The 24,373-nt window shown below is 52.8% G+C and carries 22 protein-coding genes; 14 read left to right on the plus strand and 8 right to left on the minus strand.

Translation table 11 applies throughout. The features are described 5' to 3' along the window. The first annotated feature begins 132 nt into the window (after nucleotides 1-132). Nucleotides 133-1,074, plus strand: coding sequence for a DUF4434 domain-containing protein (locus tag HWX74_RS02590; protein ID WP_176012055.1), 942 nt, complete (start codon nucleotides 133-135; stop codon nucleotides 1,072-1,074). A 251-nt stretch (nucleotides 1,075-1,325) separates the two neighbouring features. Here the strand turns inward: HWX74_RS02590 and HWX74_RS02595 are convergent, their stop codons facing one another. Next, a complete protein-coding gene (locus HWX74_RS02595) occupies nucleotides 1,326-1,637 on the minus strand; it encodes a hypothetical protein (RefSeq protein WP_176012056.1) in 312 nt (103 codons plus the stop codon). Nucleotides 1,638-1,775: 138 nt separating this feature from the next. Here HWX74_RS02595 and HWX74_RS02600 point away from each other — a divergent pair, with 138 nt between their 5' ends. Both HWX74_RS02600 and HWX74_RS02605 read left to right on the plus strand, forming a co-directional pair. Next, nucleotides 1,776-2,030: a DUF4160 domain-containing protein gene (locus HWX74_RS02600; protein ID WP_176012057.1), complete on the plus strand. Its 255-nt coding sequence runs from the start codon at nucleotides 1,776-1,778 to the stop codon at nucleotides 2,028-2,030. A gap of 17 nt (nucleotides 2,031-2,047) precedes the next feature. Then, entirely contained in the window at nucleotides 2,048-2,434 is a 387-nt protein-coding gene (locus HWX74_RS02605; protein WP_176012058.1) for a DUF2442 domain-containing protein, read from the plus strand. Between the two features lie 258 nt (nucleotides 2,435-2,692). Here the strand turns inward: HWX74_RS02605 and HWX74_RS02610 are convergent, their stop codons facing one another. Further along, the gene (locus tag HWX74_RS02610; protein WP_176012059.1) at nucleotides 2,693-2,977 is read right to left on the minus strand and encodes a hypothetical protein; all 285 of its coding nucleotides are present in this window, start codon (nucleotides 2,975-2,977) and stop codon (nucleotides 2,693-2,695) included. 114 nt (nucleotides 2,978-3,091) lie between these two features. Between HWX74_RS02610 and HWX74_RS02615 the strand changes: the two genes are divergently transcribed. After that, nucleotides 3,092-4,276, plus strand: coding sequence for a helix-turn-helix domain-containing protein (locus tag HWX74_RS02615; RefSeq protein WP_176012060.1), 1,185 nt, complete (start codon nucleotides 3,092-3,094; stop codon nucleotides 4,274-4,276). 9 nt (nucleotides 4,277-4,285) lie between these two features. Here HWX74_RS02615 and HWX74_RS02620 read toward each other — a convergent pair whose 3' ends face one another. After that, nucleotides 4,286-6,649 carry a DUF4091 domain-containing protein gene (locus HWX74_RS02620; RefSeq protein WP_176012061.1) on the minus strand — a complete coding sequence of 788 codons (2,364 nt, stop codon included), beginning with the start codon at nucleotides 6,647-6,649 and terminating at the stop codon, nucleotides 4,286-4,288. A gap of 69 nt (nucleotides 6,650-6,718) precedes the next feature. Further along, complete coding sequence (locus HWX74_RS02625) at nucleotides 6,719-7,408, minus strand: type II secretion system protein (protein WP_176012062.1); 690 nt, start codon at nucleotides 7,406-7,408, stop codon at nucleotides 6,719-6,721. Between the two features lie 357 nt (nucleotides 7,409-7,765). Between HWX74_RS02625 and HWX74_RS02630 the strand changes: the two genes are divergently transcribed. Beyond that, nucleotides 7,766-8,176 carry a protease inhibitor I42 family protein gene (locus HWX74_RS02630; RefSeq protein WP_176012063.1) on the plus strand — a complete coding sequence of 137 codons (411 nt, stop codon included), beginning with the start codon at nucleotides 7,766-7,768 and terminating at the stop codon, nucleotides 8,174-8,176. Between the two features lie 73 nt (nucleotides 8,177-8,249). Here HWX74_RS02630 and HWX74_RS02635 read toward each other — a convergent pair whose 3' ends face one another. The 4 genes from HWX74_RS02635 to HWX74_RS02650 all read right to left on the minus strand — a co-directional run bounded on the left by HWX74_RS02635 (nucleotide 8,250) and on the right by HWX74_RS02650 (nucleotide 12,778). Then, nucleotides 8,250-8,819: a GNAT family N-acetyltransferase gene (locus HWX74_RS02635; protein ID WP_176012064.1), complete on the minus strand. Its 570-nt coding sequence runs from the start codon at nucleotides 8,817-8,819 to the stop codon at nucleotides 8,250-8,252. 37 nt (nucleotides 8,820-8,856) lie between these two features. Beyond that, the gene (gene zupT / locus HWX74_RS02640; RefSeq protein ID WP_176012065.1) at nucleotides 8,857-9,687 is read right to left on the minus strand and encodes a zinc transporter ZupT; all 831 of its coding nucleotides are present in this window, start codon (nucleotides 9,685-9,687) and stop codon (nucleotides 8,857-8,859) included. Nucleotides 9,688-9,858: 171 nt separating this feature from the next. Further along, nucleotides 9,859-12,009 carry a ferrous iron transport protein B gene (gene feoB / locus HWX74_RS02645; RefSeq protein WP_176012066.1) on the minus strand — a complete coding sequence of 717 codons (2,151 nt, stop codon included), beginning with the start codon at nucleotides 12,007-12,009 and terminating at the stop codon, nucleotides 9,859-9,861. A gap of 79 nt (nucleotides 12,010-12,088) precedes the next feature. After that, nucleotides 12,089-12,778: a metal-dependent transcriptional regulator gene (locus tag HWX74_RS02650; protein WP_176012067.1), complete on the minus strand. Its 690-nt coding sequence runs from the start codon at nucleotides 12,776-12,778 to the stop codon at nucleotides 12,089-12,091. Nucleotides 12,779-13,402: 624 nt separating this feature from the next. Here HWX74_RS02650 and HWX74_RS02655 point away from each other — a divergent pair. The 9 genes from HWX74_RS02655 (at nucleotide 13,403) to HWX74_RS02695 (ending at nucleotide 24,356) form a co-directional block, all read left to right on the plus strand. Further along, nucleotides 13,403-14,101 (plus strand): FadR/GntR family transcriptional regulator, encoded by a 699-nt coding sequence (locus HWX74_RS02655; protein ID WP_176012068.1) that lies wholly within the window; start codon nucleotides 13,403-13,405, stop codon nucleotides 14,099-14,101. Nucleotides 14,102-14,258: 157 nt separating this feature from the next. Beyond that, nucleotides 14,259-15,725 (plus strand): MATE family efflux transporter, encoded by a 1,467-nt coding sequence (locus HWX74_RS02660; RefSeq protein WP_176012069.1) that lies wholly within the window; start codon nucleotides 14,259-14,261, stop codon nucleotides 15,723-15,725. A gap of 1,025 nt (nucleotides 15,726-16,750) precedes the next feature. Then, a complete protein-coding gene (locus HWX74_RS02665; RefSeq protein ID WP_176011557.1) occupies nucleotides 16,751-17,122 on the plus strand; it encodes a hypothetical protein in 372 nt (123 codons plus the stop codon). 104 nt (nucleotides 17,123-17,226) lie between these two features. Then, nucleotides 17,227-17,784 (plus strand): transcription termination/antitermination NusG family protein, encoded by a 558-nt coding sequence (locus HWX74_RS02670; RefSeq protein ID WP_176012070.1) that lies wholly within the window; start codon nucleotides 17,227-17,229, stop codon nucleotides 17,782-17,784. 60 nt (nucleotides 17,785-17,844) lie between these two features. Further along, nucleotides 17,845-18,798 (plus strand): NAD(P)-dependent oxidoreductase, encoded by a 954-nt coding sequence (locus HWX74_RS02675; protein WP_176012071.1) that lies wholly within the window; start codon nucleotides 17,845-17,847, stop codon nucleotides 18,796-18,798. Nucleotides 18,799-19,410: 612 nt separating this feature from the next. Next, nucleotides 19,411-20,619 carry a UDP-N-acetyl-D-mannosamine dehydrogenase gene (gene wecC / locus HWX74_RS02680; RefSeq protein ID WP_176012072.1) on the plus strand — a complete coding sequence of 403 codons (1,209 nt, stop codon included), beginning with the start codon at nucleotides 19,411-19,413 and terminating at the stop codon, nucleotides 20,617-20,619. Between the two features lies 1 nt (nucleotide 20,620). After that, nucleotides 20,621-21,778 (plus strand): non-hydrolyzing UDP-N-acetylglucosamine 2-epimerase, encoded by a 1,158-nt coding sequence (gene wecB, locus HWX74_RS02685; RefSeq protein WP_176012073.1) that lies wholly within the window; start codon nucleotides 20,621-20,623, stop codon nucleotides 21,776-21,778. Nucleotides 21,779-21,787: 9 nt separating this feature from the next. Next, on the plus strand, nucleotides 21,788-23,161 hold the full coding sequence (locus tag HWX74_RS02690) for an oligosaccharide flippase family protein (RefSeq protein ID WP_176012074.1): 1,374 nt from the start codon (nucleotides 21,788-21,790) through the stop codon (nucleotides 23,159-23,161). Then, complete coding sequence (locus HWX74_RS02695) at nucleotides 23,154-24,356, plus strand: O-antigen ligase (RefSeq protein WP_176012075.1); 1,203 nt, start codon at nucleotides 23,154-23,156, stop codon at nucleotides 24,354-24,356. The genes HWX74_RS02690 and HWX74_RS02695 overlap by 8 nt, the downstream gene beginning before the upstream one ends. The last annotated feature ends 17 nt before the right edge of the window (nucleotides 24,357-24,373 follow it).

The raw sequence follows: 24,373 nt of genomic DNA on the forward strand, positions 1-24,373 counted from the left end.
ATTGAATATATTTCATCTTTGTCCGCTTTACAAATCCGACCGCTTCTCTATATTATCATTGTTTAAATGACAAAAACGTTTTAGGACATCACAACCGGACTTCACGCAATCACGACAGGAAAGGAAATCGCGATGAAAATCAACGGCAGCTGGTTTGAATTTCAACATGGCGGCGGCTGGGAAGCGAAATACTGGAATCCGCAGTTTATGCAATTTTCGGCGGAACAGTGGAAGACGTTGATCAAAGACATTGCCGGAATCGGCATGGAATATCTGGTATTGATGTCCAGTGCACTGGGCGGCAAGACCTTCTACGAAAGCGAATACGCCGAGGAGTATCCGATCGCCTGCCGCAATCTGCTGCCGCTTTTGCTGGAAACCGCCGAAAAGCTGGATTTGAAGGTTTTCGTCGCCAACGATTTCTTCGGCGACTGGAGCAATCCGGTCGCCATGATGACCGACTCGAACATCCGGGAAGCACGCGACCGGCGGAGTGCCGAAATCGTCGAACGGTTCGGGCATTACCGGAGCTTTTACGGCTGGTACTGGCCGAACGAAGCGGCGATTCATCCCTATTACGAGGAATTCTTCATCGATTATGTCAACCACAACTCGGCGCTGGCGCATCAATTGACGCCGGGCAAGAAGACGCTGATCGCCCCGTACGGCACCTTCCGGGCCAAAACCGATGACGCCTTTATCGACCAACTGGAACGCCTCGACATCGACTATATCGCCTACCAGGATGAAATCGGCGTCCGAAAATCCAACCTCGACTGGACGCCGTATTACTTCGAAGCACTCCGCCGGGCGCACGACAAAGCCGGACGGAGCAAACTCTGGGCCGATGTCGAAGTATTCCATTTCGAAGGCGAAGTTTACAAAACTGCTCTGCTGCCGGCGCCGTTCGAGCGCGTCAAAGCTCAAATCGACGGCATCAGCCAGTTCGTCGACCGTATTCTGATTTACCAGTCCCCCGGCCTGATGAGCCGCCCGGGTTCCATCGCATCGACCGGCACCGCCTCGGAGCAACTCTACACCGCCTATGCGGAACACTTGAAGCGGCAGGGCTGAACCGCGCCTCCGCCCGGCCAATCCCGGAACCGGCAATGCTTTCGGTTCCGGGGAATTTTTCTGCCGGCATTGCCCGGCCGGCAGGATCCCCAACGATTTCCGCAGCAGGCGGCTTGATTCCGGACGCCGGCCCTGCTATGATATGCGGTCGGGAGCATGACAGACTTTCGCCGGAGAACGACTATGAAAAGAAAGCAGATTCTATTTTTCCAGCGCCGCGTCCATCCCGAGCTGGAACGCGCCGTTTCGAATTACGCCAATGCCAAAATCTCTGTTGCTTCGGCACCCCGTTTGATTGCCCGGTTCCGCGCTTTCAAGGCTCCTTCCATTTGGAGCTCGGCATTATAGGCTTTCAGCGCCGCTTGTCTGGCCTGGTTATTGGCCAGTTCCAGTTTTGCCGCCGCCTGGTCAATCTGAAAATCTTTCAACGTCAGTTCACCGCGTTCTTTGAGTCGGCGGTTCATTTCCTCATATGCCTGTTTGCGAAATTTCAATTCATTTGCGGCGGCCTTCTCGGCAGGACTGGGTTCGAATGTTTTCCGTTTTGGCCAATCGCTTTCCATATAAAGTTACTTGCTAAGATAGAATATAATACGCGGAAACCATAGCCGCCAAATAACAAAAAAATAGCGACCGGCTCTTGAGATAACCTAAATTTGGTTTATATTATTACTGTAATAAAAAAACAGGAGTTGAAAGCAATGCCGGTAATTTGTCGGTTCTATGGCATTTTGATCAAGATGTACTTCCGGGCCGGAGAACATAACCCGCCACATTTTCATGCAATTTATGGAGACCGGTCCGGAATGTTTGACCTTGATACTTTGGATATGATCGAGGGTGACTTGCCGCAAAAGGCATTGGCGATGGTTCAGGAGTGGGGCAAAGATCACCGGGCCGAACTGCTGGAAATCTGGAATACGCAGAAATTCCGCGAGATTGCACCGCTGGAATAAACAAGAGGGCATGACAAATGGCATTTCACAAATTGACTGCCGTAAAGGCGTTGCCGGGCTGGTTGCTGCTGGCGGATTTTGCCGATGGCAGGCAGACGGCCTATAACGTCGGAGCATTGTTCGATGTGCAGCCGGAATTTCAGGACTTGCGCAATATTCCCGGCCTGTTTGAACAAGTGAAGGTCGATGTCGGCGGGCATGGCGTGAGTTGGAATGATGCAATCGACCTGGACGCCGAAGAATTGTATTGCAACGGTCTGGAGACCCGGCCGACGACGGAAACAAGCCGGGGGCAATGCTGTCCGGCGTGCGGCCAGATGATTCGGCGCAAAAGTTCCCGGCAGACCGCCGCCAGCCGGGTCAACGGCCGCAAAGGCGGCCGGCCGAAAAAAGTAACGGCATGATGGAGCGATGAAAAAGAATTCCGGGAAATTGACCGGTTATCTGGCGTTCGATCCGGATGAAACCGGATTGTGCCGATGATCAATTCGACTTTGGAATTCAGGCGTTCCAATGCCTAATTGCTCTGCTGCCTGGCGCAATTGCGCGCCATTTCGGCTATATACGATGGCAGGAACTTGATGCCGCCGCTGCCGGTAAAACGGACCGACAAGCGGGAAAGGTAAAAACAGGCGTCTTTGAAAACAAGGCGCCTGTCCTGTTCAATCTGGTCCCATTCCCAGCTGAATGTCTGTAAATACCTGTCCATCCTTTTCGAGCAGCAGTTCGATCTGCTGTTCGTTCATTCCCTCGACGCACCGGGAGAACAGGAGCCGCCGGATACGCAATTCGGCATCGTCCGGCCGGTTGTGGCTGATATCCGACATTTGCAACGCGATATCGTCGCCGAATGCCGAAATCGTCACGTTCTGTTTTTCGCCCAGGACCGAAATTGCCACTTCTTTTTTCGGGAGTTCCAGCGCGGCCAATTTGCTCAAATCAAGCATAATCTAATTTCCTAACAAACCTCAAAATTTTCATCGCAGGCGGCTTGATTCCGGACGTCGGCCCTGCTATGATATGCGGTCGGGAGCATGACAGACTTTCGCCGGAGAACGACTATGAAAAGAAAGCAGATCCTATTTTTCCAGCGCCGCGTCCATCCCGAGCTGGAACGCGCCGTTTCGAATTACGCCAATGCCAAAGAGTGGATATTGGACATCTACCACTATGACTTTCCCCGCGGCTGGTTCGGAGACGGGGTGATCGCCGATTATCCCGACCGCGAGGATTTGGACTCTCTGGGAAACGACAATACCCTGCCGGTCGTCACCCGTTCGGTACATCAAGGCCCCAATATTGTCAATGTCGGCGGCGCGAGCGACGTTCTGGCCCGGCAGGTTTTCGATTACTTCCGGGTGCGCGGCTACCGCCACTTCGCAATGGTGGAATATCAATGCTGGCCGGTGCTGCCGGGCCTCCGTTCCATCGAAGCGGAACTGGCAGACCTGCTGGCTCTCCGGGGCCAAGTGCTGCACCTATTGTACTGGAACGGCGAAAGCGGCAATTTGAGTCCCGGCAATTTCCGTTTCGGGGTACAGCGGATCCGGCAGTTTCTCCGCGGTTTGCCCAGACCCTGCGCACTGTTCGTCCCGAATATTTTCGAGCTGCCGATCGTCTCCCGGGCGCTGGCGGAGGAGAACTGCCGGATCCCGGCCGAAATCGCGCTGTTGAGCAACAACGACGAACCGGTGCTGACTTTGCAAACCCATCCGCCGACTTCAGCTTTGAGCGGCGAACTCTATGAGATCGGCAATCTGATGGCCAAAGCGCTCGATATCCGGCTCCACGGCCGGCAAGTGCGCACCCCGCTGCTCTATCCGCAGTCGAAAAGCATCGTCACCCGCGGCAGCACCGACATGCTGGCGATGCAGGACGAATCCCTGAAAAAGGCGATCCAGTACATTTTTTCCCATCGCGGCGTCATGGCCAACGTCGATGCGGTGGCGGCAGCGGCGGATATTTCGGTTTCCCAGTTGAAACTGCTGATGCGCCGGGAGCTGCAGACCTCCCCCGGCCGCCTGCTCCAGACGGTCCGGCTGGAATACGCCCATCGGCTACTGGCCAATCCGACGCTGACGCTGGAAGCGGTGGCCTCCCGCTGCGGTTACGCCGACGCGGCGGCGATGGGCAAAGCGTTTCGAAAACACTACGGCCACTCTCCCGGCTATTACCGCATTCGCGGCAATACGCCGGGAAAAGCCAGTTCATTGCGCTGGCAGGAGCTGGCGGCCACCGGCCAATAAGCCCGCCTTCTAAAATTCGGCCGCCTGCAGCGCTTCCGCCAGTCGTTGCCGCACTTCCCGCAACAACCGCGGATCACGGCTGAAACGGGTCTTTTCCGGCGATACGGTCCGGCAGAGCCGCAAAGCGGCTTCACGGCCGAAACGGGTTTCATACAGTTTCAGGTATTCGTAATCCTCCATACTGTCCCGCATATTTTCCAGCCGGATCGTACCCAGCGGACCGTCAACGCCGTAAACCAGCAGCCGGCCATCGCCGTGAATATTGTCCTGCGCGCCCCCTTTCGACATGGTCGTGAAACTCCAGTCCAGATAGGAGCCGCAGTGATCCGGGTCCAGCGGCCGGCGCGACTGCTTGAAGCAGCCCTCCTGCCAGTAAGCGTTCCAGCTCCAGTACAGAAAGCCGTCCATCCCCTGCTCATAACACTGCCAGGCGAACAGGCGGCTTTCGATCAACGGGAACTCCATGCGGAAATTCACATACGGATACCAGGGCAACAGGCAGATATACCCCCAGACCTGCAAACCGGGATCGGCCGCCCGGACCGCCGCCGCTTTTTCGGCGTCATATTCGGGAAACAGCACACAAATCCAATCCAGGTTCATCGCCCGGATCGCCGCCGCTTCCAGCGGCACCACCGAAACCATGGTGGTCGACAGCGTCGGAATGCCCGGGAAGCGTTCCCGCAAGATGCCGAAAACCGTCCGGACCGTGTCACGATGGGCGGCCTGGAACTCGTCGCAGCCATAGAAAAAAGCTTTGCGGCGCCAATCGGGATGACGGTCCACCTCCGCCATCTGTCCGGCCAGGGCGTCGACTTTTTTCCGCAACGCATCCGGCCGAATTTCGCGCCCGAAATCGACGCCGAAGTTATACAGCCGTATCCGGTCGGCGTAAGCGGCAAACGCCTCCAGGTCCGGCAACGCCGAATTGTAGATGCGCTGCGGCGGAAAACGATGAAGCAACAGGAAATCCCAGTAACGCCGCCGTATTTCCGGGAAACGCTCTTCGCCGTAAACCTGACGCAAATCTTCTTCATCCAGATCGATCGCCACCGGCAGGGAGGCCATTTCCGGCAGCACGAAATCCCACACCGTAATCCGCAACGGGAACTCCAGGATCCCTTCCGGATGCTGCCGCGACCGCAACCGGACCAAACCGCGATAGACTCCCGGCCGGGTATCGGCCGCCGCGGTGACGGTAAACCAAATTGGCGTCACCGCAGTGTCGGTTACCTCCACCGGTCCGCCGGGCAGCAACACTTCCGGCGTCCAGCCGGGCGCCTGCGGCGGCTGGGCCGGGTGCTGCGTCACATTTTCCAGCCGCACCCATCCCTGCCGGTAAACGGCAATCGCGTCCGACGGAAAAACCGTATCCGGCCGGCCATCCAGCCGCGGCGGGACAATTTCCACGTCATATTCGCCGAAGCCGTCCGCATTCAGCGCTTTCAATGCCAATTGGAAACTCTCCGCTTCCCGCCGGGCCAACGTCACGGCAACGCCGTCCTCCGGCTGTCGCCCCGATTCCGGCAGCGCATCCGGCATCAGCCGCGTCATCGAATCGGCGCTCCAGGCGGCGATCGCCCGCGGCGGCCGCTTTGCGGCAGCCAGCCGGATTTCCGTCCCGACCCGGCCGCCGCCATACGGATCTGCCGCCGTCAACTGCACGACCAAATCGCCGGCGGGGATATTCTCATCGCGGCAGACCGGATAAGCGTCCGTTCCCTCCGCCTTCGCAACCTGGACTCCGGCGGCGTCAACCACCGTCAGCGACCAATCGGCCGGTGAATTCAGCCGGCCGAACGCCGTCAAGCCGCGATCACCATACAAGCCGTTGACGGCATGAAACGCCTCCACCGCCAACTCGAATTCCTGATTTTCCGCCGTCAACGCGATGTTGTCAAACCAGACCCGGCCGGCAGCCCGGCTGTAGAAATAGATCCGGACCGCCTTGACCGGCCGCGTTCCGGCCGCCACCGTCAGGGTCTGCCGTCCCCAAAGGCCGGTGTCGGATAGCGCAAACGTATTGGACCAGTCACGCATTCCGTTGACGTAAAGCAGCTCGATATTGACCTCCGGCGCCCCGTCGCGGATCTCTTCGCTGCGCACATCAAACTGCAGCGTAAACGGGCCGCGCCGCGGTTCTTCAAAGTTGACAACCTGACTGAAACCGCAGGCATCCTCCCAGACCAGACCGGCCGGATGGTCACGTTCCAGCAACGCACAGCTTCCCCGGCCATCTTCTTCAACCAACCGATAACCGTGATAATACGGCTGCCATCCTTTTTCACCTTCTTCAAAGCCGGAATTGTCCACCATGCCGCCAACGGCAACCGCCCCGATGAACAATCCCACCATCCAAAGCCGGAATTTCATCACCCGTTCCTTCCGTTCCTTGCTCGATTCCCAATGTGAACATTCATGAAGTATAGTGCTTCCTCCCGATTATTCAAACCACCATTTTTCGTCTTCGCCGCCGCGGAAAATTTCCTTGTCGTTGTGCAACTGATCCCACTTGTAATATTTGGCGCTGCCGTCCAGATGCAGATAGTTGCCGCCGGTATTGTGCCGTTTGGCGAAACCGGTCGCCGTCCCGTACCAGCTCGACCAGTGGCTGTCCCACGGCATGAACGTCAGGGTTCCGGCATCGTTGCCCAAATCATGCGAATCGCCGGCGCTGATCACCGTGGTGCTGGCGACATTTTCAATCGGCCGGCCGTCGGAATACTGCAAGCTCAGCGCATAGGACAGATAACCGTTGTGCGCCGTCGCGCCGTTCCAGCTCATCGCCGGGCAGAGCAGATAGGCCGGCATGGTGTTGTCCCAGTAATGAATGTTGGCGGCGGCGTCGCTGTAACGCGGTCCGTCCATCGTATAAGGCGCGATGAAAGTCGGCCAGTAGGTGGCGGTATCCGGATCATACCCCAGAGGAGTCGGCGCCATCCGGCTGTTGTTGTCGTTCCGGTACATGATCATTCCCAGCCCGATCGTCTTGACGTTGTTCAAGCATTTGATGCTCTGCGCCGACGCCTTCGCCTTGCCCAGAGCCGGCAGCAGCATGCTGGCAAGAATGGCGATAATCGCGATAACGACCAGCAATTCAATCAATGTAAAATTTTTGATCCCTTGCTTCATTTTTCCAACCCTTTCTATGTTTTTGTTTGCGGGACAATCGTCTCATCGTGATAAAACCCGGACCGCCCGGAGCTAATTTTAAATCAGCTCAATCAATAGTATACTGATTTTCCGCTCAAAAATCAATATCCATAAAGACATTGTTAAGGTTAATTCGGACAAAGCGCCTCAATCCGGCACAGCCGGAGAGACAACGCCGCCCCCTTCCCCGCCGGGCCGCTTCCGTCGAAAAAAATACCGGCAACGTTTCCTTGCACTTTGGCCGCAGGAGGTCTACAGTAAGGAAGACAGCAATTTCCAATCCGGCGCCGCCAGGGAGGCCGCGCCCAACCGTTCACCGTTTCAGGAGCTTGATTTATGAGAACTTTTTCCGCTTTTACCGTTTTGTCCGGTTTGCTGCTGCTCGGCGCCGGCTGTGCGTCGTGGTCTGATGACGTTCAATCCCCGGTGCCGGTGGTCATCTCACCGGATCAGCAAAACCCGATTCTGCATCTGCGCGTCGGCCAGACAATTGCTCTGGAACTGGAGGAGAATCCGACCACCGGTTACCGTTGGACCGGCGAAATCATTCCGGCGGATGTCGCAGAACTGACGCAGGACGAATATAAAGTGCCGGATTCCCCCCTGATGGGCGCCCCCGGCAAACGGGAATACAAACTGAAAGCGTTGAAAGCCGGCAAAGCGACCTGGCAATTGCGCTACGTCCGCAGTTGGGAACCGGACACTCCGGCCGAACAGTTGAAGATTTCCCTGGACGTTCAGGAATAACCTCCCCCGGAAAACTTGCCGTCTTGGATCGGCGGCAAGTTTTTTTCCCGCGAAACGGCATCACCGGCGTTGTTCACTGATATTTCCGAATCAGCGCGTCCAGTTTTTCAGCGGGAATCCGTTCGACCGGCAGAACCGGCTCCGGCTCCGGCCGGCAGGGCGCAATCGCTTTTTCAAACCAGGCGACATCATGCCAGGCTCCGCATTTATAACCGGTGCGGCGATAGATCCCGATCCGCCGGAATCCCAGCGCCAGATGAAGTTTCTCCCGGGCAGGATTCGGCACGGTACCCCCGCCATAAACGGTCTTGATTCCCTGCCGTTTCAAAATTTCCATTAAGACGGCGTACAGCTTCCTGCCCAACCCCCGCGAAGTGAAAGCACGGTCGAGGTAAATCGACAGTTCGGCGTTCCATTGATAGGCGGCGCGTTCCATCTGTCGGTGCGCATACGCATAGCCGATAATCCGGCCGTTTTCCCCGGCGACCAGACAGGGGTAAATCCCGGAGATGCTCGCGAACCGCGCCGTGAACTCCCGCTCGGACGGCAACACCGTTTCAAACGTGATCGGCGTATCGATATATTGAGCGTATATCCGCAATAACGCGGCACTGTCGCCCTTCGTCGTCAATCGGATTTCCACATCAAACTCCTCCCGCCGCAACCGATGCTCGACTTCGTCAGTGTAAAAATTCCAAACCGGCGCCGATAAAAAGCATGCCGCTCAACACCCCGGCCAGCGCGATGTGATGTTTGCCGTAAGTTTCCGCCATCGGCAGCAGTTCGTCGAAGGCGATATAAACCATGACGCCGGCCACCAGCGCGAACATGACCGCCAGCACCGTCGGGGTCAGGATCGGCAGCAACAGCAGAAAACCGATCAAAGCGCCGACCGGCTCCGCCAACCCGGACAGCAGCGAATACCAGAAGGCCTTTTTTTTGTTGCCGGTGGCATAAACCAGCGGCACGGCGATCGCGATCCCTTCCGGGATATTGTGCAAAGCAATCGCGATGGCGATCGGCACGCCGACCTCCATGCCGGACAAGCCGGCGGCAAAAGTCGCCAATCCCCCCGGGAAGTTGTGCAAACCGATCGCCAGGGCAAACATGATTCCGGCCCGGCCGAGCCGCGCCCGTTCCTCCGGGCTCGCATAAACGGCGTGGTTGAATTCCGATTGCGAACGGACGTGGTGCGGATTTTCCACTTCCGGCACCAATTTGTCGATCACGGCAGTCGCCAGCAAACCGAAGGCAAAACCACCGAGCGCCAGCAATCCGCCCCGGGTGAGACCGTAAACATCCTGCAGCCCCACCCTCGCCTGATTCAGCAATTCCACCAGCGAAATATAAACCATCACCCCGCCGGAAAACCCCAGCGACGCCGACAGGAATTTGCCGGAATCCTGTTCCCGGTGGCTGAAAAATGCCACCGCTCCGCCGATTCCGGTCGCCAGACCGGCGAATAAAGTCAAGCCCATCACCAGCAGAAACTGCTCGAATGTCACCGTCATAACAAATTCTCCTCGCCTTGACCGCCGCCCCTCCGGGGGCGCGCTCCCTTTAATAGATCGACCCTTGCCGGGAATTGCAAATCGGCCGCTTAAAAATTCCGCAGTTTTATCATCCGCCGGCAACAAAAACGCCCCGGATATTCCGGAGCGTGAAAGGCCAACCGGCGTTCGTCAACCGATCAGATGCGTTCCGAGCTCGAAAAACGAACCCGCCTGGTAGACGATTAACGTCAGCAGATAAGCCATCAGCGTCAGTCCGCACACCTGCAGCAGTGTCAGCGTCCAGGAGTTGGTCTCCCGCCGCACCACCGCCACCGTGGCGATGCAGGGCATCGACACCAGACAGAACAGCATGATGCAGAATCCCTGCAGCGGTGTATAATTTTCCTGCAGATGCGTCCGCAGCGGCAGCGATGCTTCGTTCGCCTCGCCCACCGAGTAGAGAATGCCCAACTGCGACACGAACAGCTCTTTGGCGGCAAAGGCGCCGATCAATGCCGAACTGACCCGCCAGTCGAAACCGAGCGGATGCATGACCACCTCCAGCCCCTTGCCGATCCGGCCGGCCAACGAATAAGCGAGAATTTCGGATTGCCGCTCCGCCCGCAAGGTTTGAATCTGGTCCTGCTGCTCCTCTTCCGGCAATTGGCGCTGTTCCACCGCGGCAATTGCCGCGTCGTAATCGCGGTCGAAAGTTTTCTTCTCCGGAAAAGTGTTGATGACGTAAAGCAACACCGAGGCGGTCAGAATCAGCGTCCCGGCCTTGCGCAGATACATCACCGTCCGCTCCCACATGTGGATCAGCAGACTTTTCATCGTCGGCATCCGGTACGGCGGCAGCTCCATGACGAACACTTCATCCTCGCCCCGGAACAGCGTCGATTTCAACAGCACCGCGCAGCCCAGCGCCAGCGCGATGCCAATCAGATAGATGACCCACATGATCATCGCCTGGAAGTTTTCCGGGAAGAAGGCCGGAATAATCAACGCGTAAATCGGCAGGCGGGCGCCGCAGCTCATCAGCGGCAGAATCAGAATCGTCGTCAGCCGGTCGCGTTCCGATTCGATCGTCCGCGTCGCCATCACCGCCGGCACCGAACAGCCGAACCCCAGCAGCATCGGAATAAAACTCTTGCCATGCAGCCCGAACTTGTGCATGAAACCGTCCATGACGAAGGCGGCACGCGCCATATAGCCGGTTCCTTCCAGAAAAGCGATCGCCAGAAAAAGCAGCAGAATATTCGGCAGGAACGACAGCACACTGCCGACTCCGCCGATAATCCCCTCGATGACCAGTGATTTGACGAACGGCAGAAAAGTCGCCGGCCAGTATTCGGAGAGGAAATCGGCCAACCCGCTGAAAAAGAAATCCAGCAATTGCATCAGCGGTTCGCCGCAGGTAAAGGTAAAGGCAAAGACCAGCAACATCATGATCAGGAAGATCGGCACCCCCAGATAGCGGTTGGTCGCCACTTTGTCGATGTTGTCGGAAATCTGCCGCCGCTGCTCGTTGTTGATATGGATCGCTTCCCGGCAGGCGCCGGCGATCATGCCGTAACGGCAGTCGGCCATAAAGGTTTCGTGGTTGATGCCGTGCCTGGCGGTCAGCTTCTCCCGCCGGGACGCCGCCTCCTCCAATACCGGTGCGAACTCCGGCATCCGGCCGACATCCTCGTCATTTTCCAGCAATTTGATGGCAAAATAGCGGGCCGGAATGTGGTTGAACTGCGGCAGTTGCAGCGCTTCAACCGCCCGGGTCAGCGCTTCGATTGCCGCATCGGTGGTCTCGCCGTAATGCAGCCGCACCGGCAGCGGTTTCGGCTCCGTCTCCAGAATTTCCTGCGCCGTTTCCTTCAGTTTGTCGATGCCCTCGCCGTCGGATCCCACCGTCTCGACAATCTTCGCGCCGAAATAACGTTCCAACTTGGCATAATCGAACTCCAGGCCGCGGTTCCGGGCGTCGTCGACCATATTGAACACCAGCAGCATCGGAATATTCAGCTCCGCCAACTGGGTGGTCAGATACAGATTGCGCTGCGGATTGCCGGCGTCAATGATGTTGAAAATCAGGTCGATTTTGGTTTCCAGCAGTTCCCTGAACGCCACCTGCTCTTCCGGCGACGAACTGGACAGACCATAAATCCCCGGCAGATCGATCAATTCGACATCCAGATTGCCGATCCGGCAGCGGCCGCTCTTGCGCTCCACCGTGACGCCCGGGTAGTTGCCGACATGCTGGCGCGTACCGGTCAACAGATTGAAAACGGTCGTCTTGCCGCAATTCGGATTGCCGGCCAAGGCGATGCGATAAACTGGTTTCATAACGGCTTTTCAAATCCTTAGATTAGGTTCGACTAAATTTATCTTCAAAAAATAATCGCATCCCCGGCAGGGACGCGATTCACTGCTCGGTCAACCGCACCCAGATATGCGCCGCTTCCTTGCTGCGCAACGACAGGCTGCTGCCCATCACCCGCACCCGGAGCAAATCGCCGAAGGGAGCCCGCCCTTCCATCTGCAGCAACGTACCGCTGACCAAACCCAGATCGGCAAATTTTTTCACGCCGCGCAAATTCTCCGCAACCCGCACGACGACCGCCTGGCGGCCCTCCGGCAATTGATCCAGCGAAATAAGCTTTTCCGCCGAATCGGCACAGAGTTGCGGCATCGTCTGCTCCAGATACTGCCGCAGTTCGGCGCAATCCGGGCGGTCCCCGATCGCTTCGACCAAAGCGACGAAACGGGACATGACCTTCTCACTGACGACATGTTCGATCTTGCAGGCGGTGTCGTTGGCCTCTTCCGGCTCCAGCTTCAATATTTCACTGAAAAAACGCTTGAGCGCCGCGTGACGATGCCGGATCACCGCAGCGGTTTCCGCCCCGAGCGCCGTCAATACCACCGGCGCGTGGGATTGATAGCGGATCAGGCCACGGGCCGAAAGCCCCTGCAACGCATTGGTCACCGACGGCATCTTCACCCTGAGACGATCGGCGATGTCCTTGGTATGCGCATGACCGTTGGCGGCGATGATTTCGGAGATCGCCTCCAGATAATCTTCCATGCTGCTTGAAATATCGATCTTTTCCATCAATAGGCAACTTTCCATTTTTCAGATTGTATAATATATCCAGTGATTGTTCAAATGCAATCCGGCTTCTATTAGGGAGCGCTAACTTTCTTTCAAAAAAGTATGGTCCAACATTGTCGTCGCGTTCTCCAGTTCGTCTCCTATCGTTAAATTAATATTACTAATTATCGAGAAAATCCCATAATTCCCAGACAAAAATCCCTAAAAAGACAAAATTTATCATATTTTATTCACTATACAGGTTGACTTTTAAAACAAACTGTGCTATACTAAAAACATGGGGACGATGGAGAGCAGGATGTTTGATGCAGCCGCTCAACCCGAAATGATCGAACCGGCCGGCTGAGGAGCGGCCAATCGGTCAGCAGAAGACCGTTCCGCCGGCAATTGAGGAGTATTCCGGCGGAATTGGTGGTTCAAACTTCGCAAAGAGGAGGCGCAAGTTTGAACGGGTCGGTTCGCCCGCCGGAAGAGGAGCGGCGGGCGAATTGCGGTGCAGCCGGCAAGAGGAGACCGGCTGCGCCAGCCGACCGGTCGGGCCGGAAGAGGAGCCGTCCCGGCCGGGAGGTGCCACCAAAAATTCGGGTTGAGAGGCTGCTGCTTTTTGGGAATAGGATTTAAATAATGACTTACGATCCGAATGCACTGATTGCCGGCGATATGACGTTGACCGGCCAGGTGGTCAACCGCCTGTTGGATTATATCAAAACGCACAACCTTGGAGTCGGCGACGAATTGCCGACCGAAGCCAGACTGGTGGAAATGTGGCAGGTTTCCCGGGTGGCGTTGCGGGAAGCGTTCTGTTATTTGAAAGCGCTCGGGTTGGTCACCTCCCGGCGCGGCAGCGGCATCCGGGTCGCGGCACCCGATCTGGTCAACGTATTGGAGCGCCTGCTTCGTCATTTGACCCGCCCCGGCACCGCCGAACTGAACGAACTGTTCGAATTGCGGCGGATCCTGGAACTGGGGTGCGTCGGCGATGCGGTGGAAAAAGCCAACGGAGCCCAACTCGACGCCATCGAACAGAACTGTTCGGCGTTCGAACAGCTTATCTGTGCCGAACCGCTGGATTTCGACCGCATTGATGAGGCGGAAATCCGTTTTCATGCCGCGTTGATGGCGCCGGCCAATTGCCGGATGCTCAAAGTCATCGCCGCCGCCCTGGGGGAATTCTTCCGGCAACGGCATATTCTCGACGACGGCGCTTATGAACGCCAGCGGCTGGAAAAGATCAGCCGGGAACACCGCCTGATCGCGTCGGCCTATCAAATGCATTCGCCGGAATCGGCCTATTTCGCGCTGCGCCGTCATCTGAACTATTGACGCGTCGGCCGGCATTCCGCCGATTTCTCAATAAAGCGCGAAAAAATCGTCCCGCCGATTTGACAATGCCGGTCGGCATGCTAGAGTACAGCCTTTACAGTTCTTCGTTGCCTGTCGAGCTTGATTCGTTCTATCAATTACTTGGAAAATCAGAAAAATGTTCTCCCCCAAGACCCTCAAGGGGTATGTCAGTCGTCGTCATTTTCTGGAACCCGGCGGTTATCTGGAACTCTGGCGGGTCGCCTATCCGCTGATCATCATGAGCGCCAGCCTGACGGTCATGCAATTCGTCGACCGCATGTTTCTGGCCTGGCATTCGCCGGAAGATGTCGCGGCGGCCTTGCCGTCGGGCATCTTATATTTCACGCTGTTCAGTTTCTTCTCGGTGACGATCGGTTTCACTTCGGCGGTAGTCGCCCAATTGTACGGCGCCAAGGAGTATGTCTCCTGCGTCCGGGCCGCCTGGTCGGGATTTTACGTCGCCTTGGCGGCCGGCTTGTGGATCGCCCTCGTCAATCCGCTCATCGGCAACTTCTTCATGGAGCACAGTATTCAGATCGATCCGGACATCATCGAACGGCAGAAGGAGTACTTCCGGGGGTTGCGGTTCAGCGGCGTATTCGTCTGTCTGAGCGCACCGCTGTTCGCCTTCTTTTCCGGACGCGGGAAAACATTGCCGATCGCGGTAATCAACGTCGCCAGTTGCATGGTCAACGTGCTGCTCGATTACATGTTCATCTTCGGCAAATTCGGCGCGCCGGCCTGGGGTATCTACGGCGCCGGCATTGCGACGACATTGTGTACGCTGTTCACCTTTCTGTGCGCGGTCGTCATCTTCTGCACCGTCGATCAGCAAACCTTCCCGACCCTGAGCTGCAAGAAACTGCATTGGGCTTACGTCCGGCGGCTGTTTGAATTCGGCACCCCGGCCGGAATGCAGGTATTCTTTGACGTCGGCGCCTTCACGCTGGTGGTCATGCTGATCGGCCGGCTTCCGGCCGACGCCCAGAGCGCCACGACGATCGCTTTGACCATCAACAACATGTGTTTTGTTCCGCTGCTCGGCATGTCCGATGCCACGGCGATTGTCGTCGGCCAGTATATCGGCCGCAACCGCAAAGAGGTATCGCGGCGGACGACCTACCGCGCTTTCCGCATGGCGACCTTGTACATGATCTGCGGCGGCATCATCTATCTGTCCATTCCGCATCTGCTGGCCGGAGTGTTCGCACCGGACACCCCCAGCGAAAAAGTGAATTTCGATACGGTGGTGCACTATTGCCGGCTGATTCTCGCCTGTGCGGCATTTTACAACTTTTTCGATGCGATGAAATACATTTTCATGAGCGCATTGCGCGGCGCCGGCGATACCAAAGTCGTTTTCCTGATCAGCTTCTGCGGCGCCTGGGGCATCATGGTGCCGGGCATCCTGATCCTGATCCTGTGGCTGAACGCCTCCGTGCTGACCGTCTGGCTGTTCCTGACCTTCTACATCATGCTGGAGGCCAGTTTCATCTGCTGGCGGTTCCGTTCCGGCAAGTGGCGGAATATCGAACTGGTCAAAAGCGAACGGCTGGTGCTTGAAACTCCGGTCGAAGAATATGTCCCGAACCGGACGATCTGATCCCTTTTAAACAGATCAAAAAAAATAACAATATAATCGCTCCGGGCCGGACGCGGTCCAGCGGGCGGAACCAATTTCAGAAAGCGCCGGACATTCCCGGCGCTTTCCTCAAGCCCACCGGGCACTTGGCGAACGTCACCGGTGGCGGTACGACAAGATTTCAGCGATGAGCTAAACTCGAGATGCCATCGTCGGGAGTATCATTGCTCCGGAATTGTCGCCTTGAAATAACTGGCAGGATAAGTACTTAAATCTCAATCCGGAGCCATGCGAGACAAATCAAGCCATATTGCCCCAAAGCAGCGCTTTGGCTTCGAAAGAAAAAAACCGTCCGGCAACCGAATTTTTACAAGAAAAGCATACAAACGGCTGAACAAAGCGGCCGGGATCCCAGTCTAAGGCAATAGAATCTCCTCTCTTTCCCCTCTTCTGGGCCTTCTCCGATTCGGAGAAGGCCCTCTTGCTTTTATACTTTCTGAAATGAATCCGCTATCAGCAGACAATGACATTTCCGACTACGGCATCTCGAGTTCAGCTCATCGCTGAAATCTTGTCGTACCGCCGGTGACGCTCGACAATCACCCGGTATTGAAGTTAGCGCCGGTGTTCCGGAGACTCTCCATCCGTAGCCTGATCCGCGGAGTATTGAAAGCATGGCGCAGGCTGGTGAAGTCCAATAAGCTCTCATCTCCTTTCTTCTGGTGTCCCAGCCGACGCAATAATTTGCCGAAGTAAAGGCGCCGCTTGCAGCAGCAACGATCTGGCGAGTCCGCGATAGTGGTTCAGATAGCTCTTGAGAATTTTCTGCTGCGCCTCCGGACCTGACAGTAGAACTGGTTCTATTCTCTTGTAAATCAAATTGTTCAATATTTCGTCCCGGCAGACCACGCAAGAACCGTTTCTTATGGTCTTGAAATTACTGCTTTATTTATTAGTAAATAAAATTCGGATTGCCATCTTGACAATCATTCAAGCGGCAGTATATTAAATTTGATTTTTAGTAATTGAATCTGGATAAAGTGAGAATGACAAGGCAAACCCAAACAGCAGATATAATTTTTACCGCAGGGCTGTTTTCGTTTTGGCATGTTTCGCAATTCAGGTCTTTCGGGAAGCTTGATAATGTAATTATCAAGCTCTCATTCTTGCAAGCAAGCAAGCAAGCAAGCAAGCAAGCAAGCAAGCAAGCAAGCAAGCAAGCGCAGATTTCGTGCCAGTTTTCTTGTCACGATTTTCTTTGCTCTTTTCAGCGGAACTCCGCTGTGCCCGGCAGGGCATTGTCGTTCTCTGATTTTAATAAAAACAAATATTACCACTATTGTGTCGCAGGAGAAGTTTTTGCCTCTTCTGCGACACTTTATTTTTATACATTGGAACAGTTGCAAACTTCAGCATAACTGCTGAGGAGTGCGGCTGTTTTTTTTGTCTGGTTGACGGTGCTTTTGCTGGGTAAATCCCTAAAAAGCATCGCTTCGCGCTGCCCGGATGCAGGAATTCAGTTATGAGTAATGCAGGACACAATGGTGATGAGATACTGGCAATGCTCTGTCCGTATGAGAATACGCGGTGGATGTATTTCGTCTCCAGACCGCGCTGCGAAAAAAGACTTTACGAAGGGCTTCGAGAACAGGGAATCCCCGCTTATCTTCCGCTATTTGTCAAAACGACGGAATATTCCCATCGGGTTTACAAGCGCCAGGTTCCGATGTTTCCGGGCTATGTTTTTGCTTCCACGCGTTCGCAGGGATTTGATATTCAAAGAATCAACTCTGCATTGCTGAAAGTGAAATTTCTTCCTGAACCGCTGGCGGATATCTTACTCAATGAACTTCGGCTCGTGCGGAAATTTGAAATTCTGGCGCAAGACCACAAACTGGCGGTCAAGCCGGAGATCGTAAAAGATACACCCGTATTGATTCGACGCGGCGCTTTCAAAGGCGATTACGCTATTGTGGAAAAACGCAAAAATACAGAAACCATAATTGTCAATATTCAATCGGTGCAAATGTCGCTGCACATTGAATTGCCTGTCGATTGGTGCGAAGTTGCCGGCAACTGATCGCATTGCGTCAACCATTAGCCGGCTGACACTGAAACGATTATTCGGGAAAGTTTATCCATGAGCAGAAAGTTTGAAATAAAAAAACTCGGTATGGTATTCGAAATGCCTGATAAGAGTAATAAAATTCTTGTCATCGGCTCAGACACCTATCTGGGGGCGCACTTTACGAAGTATTGGCTTGCAGCCGGCTACGAAGTATATGGATGTGGTCGTGCGACTAAGCTTGATGAAAGCTTATCCCGGGCAAAATATTTTACAGGGGATTACTCAACATGGCACTTCCCCATCTGCAACTATGATTGGATTTTACTCTGTCTGGATCCTCGTGACGGCCTGGACCTTCATTTGAAGATACTGGAATCGTTGTGCGATCATTTGGTAAACCAGGGGCTAAAATCCCATCTCTGCTATCCGTCCTCCTTTGCAGTTTGCGAGGGAAATTCCCAAAGACCGCTTGAGGAAAAAGCTTCCTTGACTCCCCACTCTGAATTGGAAATGACGATCGCGGCGGCGGAATTGTATCTGAGGATGCGTTCGTGCCGGGCGGATGGGAAATTATTGACCTATATTCTGCGGATGGGAGAGATTTACGGCGATGAATTCGGCTTTGATGATGCTCCCGGGCTGTTCAATTTCTACTTGCGAAATGCTGTTCGCGGCGATGAACTTCCCATGTATGGGTTAGGGTTGAAACGCAGAACTTTTACCCATATTGCCGACGCATGCAACTTTGCGATTCAATATATGAAACTTGATTTTCCTCCGAATACAATGAATGTTCCCGGTGAAAATATGAGAATCGTTGACTTCTTGATGGCGATTGCCTGTCATTATGAGGTTGAGACTCCTCTGGCAAGCCCTGATGAAAACAATGTCTATTGCAATCGTTTCGCGGGAAACCAGGTTCTCTCCAGAAAACTTGCGACCTCTTTGATCAATTACGAATTAAAGTATGAATTTAAAGCGTGGCTGTCACAACAACCTCGTCCGCCGGCGGTTGCCCTGGGGTAAAAATGATTCTACCGCCTCCAAAATATCCGTATTTCAAGCATCGCGCAGGACTTTCGGGACAGGTTGTCGCTAGATTGGATGATATAACAACAAAAAGCGGGAAAATCGCACCGAACTGTCAGGTGTGAACCGTGATATCAATGGCAGTAAGTAGAAGCTGATTGGTGAACTGCGTTTCATGAAGTCGGGGGAATGGGGGAATGTGCGCGTTCCCCCTGTTGGTTTTAAGTTGTCCGAGACCACCAATCCACTGGTATTACATGACGAAAACAATTATGACTGTATTCAAGCGGTACTGTCATGCAAATCCCCTCAGCCATATACACAGGAACGAATACACGAAAGCAATCTCTCGTACGGCAACAGTTCGTTTATGTCGCAAGAACCGGAAATGCCGTCACAATCCAATTGACCATAACCGGCTTGGATTCTGTATGGTCGCTGCTGGCAATTGAAATTTGATGAAGAAATATCGGATCACCGGCTTTGACGTGAAGCCGGGTGAAGCCTGAAAAGGCGCAGCGAAGCTTGGAATATAGAATGGATGCTTCCATCGGTCAAGCGATGCGCTTTTTGAATAGAAAATTACAGTTTTAAAAAGGGGAAAACAAGATGAAAGCCTGTTTCATGGGCTTGGGTTACATCGGTTTGCCGACAGCGATCATCGCGGCGAAACACGGTGTGGACGTAATTGGAGTGGATATCAATCCGCAAGTGGTGGAATTGACCAACCAGGGCATCATTCATATTGTCGAGCCCGGTTTGCAGGAATTGTGCCGGGAAGTGGTGAAAGCCGGGAAGCTGAAAGCAGCGACGGCGCCGGAAATCAGTGATGCCTATTTCATCGTGGTGCCGACGCCATTCAAGGGCAACCATGAACCGGATATATCCTATGTCGAAAACGCCACCCGCATGGTGCTGCCGCTGCTGAAAGCAGGCGATTTGTTCGTCATCGAATCGACTTCTCCGGTCGGGACGACCGACAAGATGCGCAACCTGATTTTTTCGGAACGTCCGGAGTTGGAGGCTCGAATCCATATCGCCTATTGTCCGGAACGGGTCCTGCCCGGCAACGTCATCTATGAGCTGGTGCACAACGACCGGGTGATCGGCGGCGTCAATCCGGAATCGACCGAAAAGGCGATTGAATTTTATGCGCAATTCGTCCAGGGCAAACTGCACCGGACCAATGCCAAAACTGCCGAAATGTGCAAATTGACGGAAAACTCCTCGCGCGATGTGCAAATCGCCTTCGCCAATGAATTGTCGCTGATCTGCGATAAGGCCGGCATCAACGTCTGGGAATTGATCGAACTGGCCAACAAACATCCGCGCGTCAATATTCTGCAGCCCGGTTGCGGCGTCGGCGGTCACTGTATTGCGGTCGATCCCTATTTTCTGACGGCGGAATTTCCGATTGAGTCGCAACTGATCGCCAAGGCACGGGAGTTGAACAATTACAAGGCATTCTGGTGCGCCGAAAAAGTTCACAATGAAATGTTGAAATTCGAATTGAAATACGACCGTCCGCCGGTGGTGGCGATGATGGGGCTGGCCTTTAAGCCGAACATCGACGATTTGCGGGAAGCCCCGGCCAAATATATCACCACCAAAGTGATGCAGGGCTGCAATAACGCGGAGCTGTTGATCGTCGAACCGAACGTGGCTGAACATAAGGTGTTCAAATTAACCGACTACCGTGAAGCATTCGAACGGGCGGATATCGTCGTCTACCTGGTGGCGCACAACGAATTCAAGAGCCTGCCGCCCACCGCGGAAGACAAAGTAATTTTGGATTTCTGCGGAGTGTTCAAAAAATAAGATGAAAAAGGTGATGCTGGTCTTCGGAACGCGCCCCGAAGCGATCAAAATGGCGCCGCTGGTCAAAGCTTTTCAGGAAAGGCCGAAACAATTTGAAACGGTCGTCTGTGTCACCGGCCAGCACCGCGAGATGCTGGATCAGGTGTTGCATCTGTTCGAAATCACGCCGGATTATGATTTGAACATCATGAAATCCGGCCAGGATCTGTACGATGTCACCAGCCGGGTGCTGCTCGGAATGCGCGAGGTGCTGTTACAGGCCAAACCGGATGTGGTGCTGGTGCACGGCGATACGACGACTTCGACGGCGGCGGCTCTGGCGGCGTTTTACCAGCGGATTCCGGTGGGACATGTGGAAGCCGGTTTGCGGACCCACAACATCTACAGTCCATGGCCGGAAGAGATGAATCGTCAGTTGACCGGGCGGATCGCCGGCTATCACTTTGCGCCGACGCCGCTGAGCAAGCAGAATCTGCTGGCCGAAGGCGTAACGGATGAAAAGATTTTCGTCACCGGCAATACGGTGATCGACGCGCTGCATTGGGTGACGAACAAGTTGAATCAATCGAAAGAGATGCAGACCGGCTTGTCAGGGGTGTTGCGGCAGGCCGGTTATGACGTCAACCGGCTGACGGCCGGCAAACGGCTGGTACTGATCACCGGTCACCGGCGTGAGAATTTCGGCAATGGCTTCATCGTGATGTGTTCGGCAATCAAACTGTTGAATCAACTGTACCCGGAGGTCGATTTCGTCTATCCGATGCACCTGAATCCAAATGTGCGCCAGCCGATTCATGAAGTATTCGGCAAGGAGCCGCCGGCAAATATGTTCTTCATCGAGCCGCTGGATTATCTGCCGTTCGTCTACCTGATGGAAAAAAGTTTTCTGGTACTGACCGATTCCGGCGGCATTCAGGAAGAAGCGCCGGGCCTGGGCAAACCGGTTCTGGTAATGCGCGACACCACCGAGCGTCCGGAAGCATTGGAAGCCGGGACGGTGAAGCTGGTCGGCACCGATTTCGATAAAATCGTCAGTGAAGTATCGCGTCTTCTGAATGAGCCGGATTACTACCGAAGCATGAGCCAGGCCGTCAATCCCTACGGCGACGGCTTGGCTTGCGGAAGAATTGCTGAAATTTTGAGTAACAAAACCGAGTAAAAATTATTCATGTCTTTTCAATCAATAGATTGGCTTGCCTTTTTACCTGGACCGTGTCAAAAGATAATTGGACGGATTCACGCATCAAATTACGGAAAAAGAATTTCTGTAGGCGCGTTCTGGTCATTTTCCGGCTCGGCAATTCAGCGTTTGCTATTACTGGTGTCAAGTATCTTCTGCGCCCAAATCCTTGGAAAAAATGCCTATGGCGAACTTGGCATGATTCGTTCCACGATTAACATGTTCGTCGTTCTCGGTGCTATGGGGTTGGGCATGACTGCCGCAAAATACATTTCCGAATATCGCGACAAACGCAAAGATCGGGCGGCGGTTATTTATCTGTTGACCAATTTATTTGGAGGCTCGACGGGCCTTATTGCAACGTCTGCGGTCATTCTTTTGGCTCCGGCGATTGCCGACATGATGAATGCGCCCGAGTTAATCGGCGGCATTCGATGGGGCGGAGTTCTCCTGCTGTTCAGCATCATAAATGGAATCCAAACCGGCACACTGTCCGGTTTCGAAGACTTTAAAGCGATCGCGATCAATTCGGTATGGGCTGGCATTTCAGAGTTCATTTGCATTTTAATTGGAGCTTATTATTGGGGTGTCATTGGTGCAATCTTGGGATACGGGATCGGTTTTCTGGTATTGACTGTTACGAATTCCCTGGCAATCAAACAAAATTTAAAAAAGAATGCGATTATCCCGGATATTCATCAGTTGAAAGCAGAGGATTTTAACGTTATCTGGAAATTCAGTATTCCGGCGATGCTTTCCAGTTTGATGGTGATTCCGGTATTCTGGTATGTCAAAACTCTGTTGGTACAGCAGGACGGTTTTGGTGCCTTGGCAATTTTTGATGCTGCCGATCAATGGAAGATGATTATTCTTTTTATTCCGGGAGCGGTAGCCAGAATTGTTCTGCCGATCTTATCGAACATTCACGGTGGTGGAGAACATCGGACTTATATCAAGGTTTTATTGCTGAATATTGCAATCAATGCTGCAATCACTCTGTTTATGACATTATTGGTGATCATCGGGGGCAAATATATCATGTTGCTCTATGGAAAAGGTTTCAATGAAACTACGCCATTGGTCCTGTTGGCTGTTTCAACGCTGTTTACTTCCATTGCGACAGTCGTTGGGGCTGCAATTGCCAGCCGGGCAAAAATGTGGATTGGATTAGGGTTCAATTTATTTTGGGGAATTATGACGGTTGCTTTTTCCTACTATTTTCTGCGTCAAGGCTATGGAGCCTCCGGCCTAGCTGGCGCAATTCTGTTAAGTTATATCATACATGCATCATTGCAAGCGACTTATTTATTCTGTGCATTGCGTCAATTGCCCAAAAATCGATTTTATAATTTATATGTGTAACAGTTTATTAATATTATCATTAGCCTTAGCTCCTGTTTTATGGTTTGGGAGTTTTGGTAAAATTATCATTGTTAAATATTTATTGATTTCATTGATTGGCTTAATAAATATAAGATATATTTTTAACAAAAAAAATACAGTTAATAATATTATATTTATTGTATTTTTCTTGTTATTTATATTATTAATGCTGCGTCAATATGGAAATGATCTTAATAGCTATGTACATTTGATTATTTCATTACTTATATCTTATCTTTTTTTTCTGATTGGATTTTGTAAAAATATTTCTATTAATAGCATAAAATCAATCTATTATATAGTATTTCTTTTATGTTCAATTATTATTTGTAATGCCTTATTTGATATTCCAAGCTGGAGGATTCCCAATGATTTATACTTTGATATCTATGAACAGCAGGCTTATTCCCCTCCTTTGTATGTTACTGGCTTTGGTATAGGAAGAACTGGCTGGTCTACCGGCCTAAGTCAATTCATTGGCCTCTCTTTAATATTCTTTAATAAACCGCCTAGTGGAATTAAGGGTTACATAAAGGTTATAATTCTTGTTTCTCCTATTGTCATAGTTCAATTGCTAAGTGGAGGGAGAGGGGGCATTGTAGCATCGTGGATTGCTATTCTTTTTATATTATTTATAAATTCAAAAAATGGGCTAAAATCTATTATTATTTCTCTTGTAATTACATGTATCCTAGGGTATATTATCTGGGATAATCAATCTTTTTTTAGACTTGATAATTCAGATATATCATCAAACCGCTTAGAGCAATATCAAATATTTTTAACATATTTTCAATTAGATAATATTTTATTGGGATTAGGAGTTAATGCATATCAAAACATGGGTTTTGTATACAATTTCCACAATACATGGGTTCGATTATTGTTTGAAACTGGTCTTTGGGGTATGGGGTATAGTTTTATTATTTTTCTTATTATTTATAAAGCTTTTATAAATAATAAATCTCTATATGATAAACGCTTTTTCTTTATATTTCCATGCCTAATAGCTGGCTTTATTTCTTCTTTATTTGAACCTACGCCAATTTTTACAGGATTGACGTGGCAATTTTGGTGGTTTTGCGCTGGATTAGCAATGCGATATAGTTATAACGATATTTTTAATTTAAAACAAAAAGAATATATGCTTAGCAAATTGAATAATAAAGATTAAAATATCGGAGCAATTAT

It is taken from the genome of Victivallis sp. Marseille-Q1083 (genome assembly GCF_903645315.1).
In the GTDB taxonomy this organism is placed as follows: Bacteria; Verrucomicrobiota; Lentisphaeria; order Victivallales; family Victivallaceae; genus UMGS1518.

Coding starts and splice junctions, on each gene's coding strand:
- HWX74_RS02590 (WP_176012055.1), top strand. CDS start 133: ATGAAAATCAACGGCAGCTGGTTTGAATTTCAACATGGCGGCGGCTGG.
- HWX74_RS02595 (WP_176012056.1), bottom strand. CDS start 1,637: ATGGAAAGCGATTGGCCAAAACGGAAAACATTCGAACCCAGTCCTGCC.
- HWX74_RS02600 (WP_176012057.1), top strand. CDS start 1,776: ATGCCGGTAATTTGTCGGTTCTATGGCATTTTGATCAAGATGTACTTC.
- HWX74_RS02605 (WP_176012058.1), top strand. CDS start 2,048: ATGGCATTTCACAAATTGACTGCCGTAAAGGCGTTGCCGGGCTGGTTG.
- HWX74_RS02610 (WP_176012059.1), bottom strand. CDS start 2,977: ATGCTTGATTTGAGCAAATTGGCCGCGCTGGAACTCCCGAAAAAAGAA.
- HWX74_RS02615 (WP_176012060.1), top strand. CDS start 3,092: ATGAAAAGAAAGCAGATCCTATTTTTCCAGCGCCGCGTCCATCCCGAG.
- HWX74_RS02620 (WP_176012061.1), bottom strand. CDS start 6,649: ATGAAATTCCGGCTTTGGATGGTGGGATTGTTCATCGGGGCGGTTGCC.
- HWX74_RS02625 (WP_176012062.1), bottom strand. CDS start 7,408: ATGAAGCAAGGGATCAAAAATTTTACATTGATTGAATTGCTGGTCGTT.
- HWX74_RS02630 (WP_176012063.1), top strand. CDS start 7,766: ATGAGAACTTTTTCCGCTTTTACCGTTTTGTCCGGTTTGCTGCTGCTC.
- zupT (WP_176012065.1), bottom strand. CDS start 9,687: ATGACGGTGACATTCGAGCAGTTTCTGCTGGTGATGGGCTTGACTTTA.
- feoB (WP_176012066.1), bottom strand. CDS start 12,009: ATGAAACCAGTTTATCGCATCGCCTTGGCCGGCAATCCGAATTGCGGC.
- HWX74_RS02650 (WP_176012067.1), bottom strand. CDS start 12,778: ATGGAAAAGATCGATATTTCAAGCAGCATGGAAGATTATCTGGAGGCG.
- HWX74_RS02655 (WP_176012068.1), top strand. CDS start 13,403: ATGACTTACGATCCGAATGCACTGATTGCCGGCGATATGACGTTGACC.
- HWX74_RS02660 (WP_176012069.1), top strand. CDS start 14,259: ATGTTCTCCCCCAAGACCCTCAAGGGGTATGTCAGTCGTCGTCATTTT.
- HWX74_RS02665 (WP_176011557.1), top strand. CDS start 16,751: ATGACAAGGCAAACCCAAACAGCAGATATAATTTTTACCGCAGGGCTG.
- HWX74_RS02670 (WP_176012070.1), top strand. CDS start 17,227: ATGAGTAATGCAGGACACAATGGTGATGAGATACTGGCAATGCTCTGT.
- HWX74_RS02675 (WP_176012071.1), top strand. CDS start 17,845: ATGAGCAGAAAGTTTGAAATAAAAAAACTCGGTATGGTATTCGAAATG.
- wecC (WP_176012072.1), top strand. CDS start 19,411: ATGAAAGCCTGTTTCATGGGCTTGGGTTACATCGGTTTGCCGACAGCG.
- wecB (WP_176012073.1), top strand. CDS start 20,621: ATGAAAAAGGTGATGCTGGTCTTCGGAACGCGCCCCGAAGCGATCAAA.
- HWX74_RS02690 (WP_176012074.1), top strand. CDS start 21,788: ATGTCTTTTCAATCAATAGATTGGCTTGCCTTTTTACCTGGACCGTGT.
- HWX74_RS02695 (WP_176012075.1), top strand. CDS start 23,154: ATGTGTAACAGTTTATTAATATTATCATTAGCCTTAGCTCCTGTTTTA.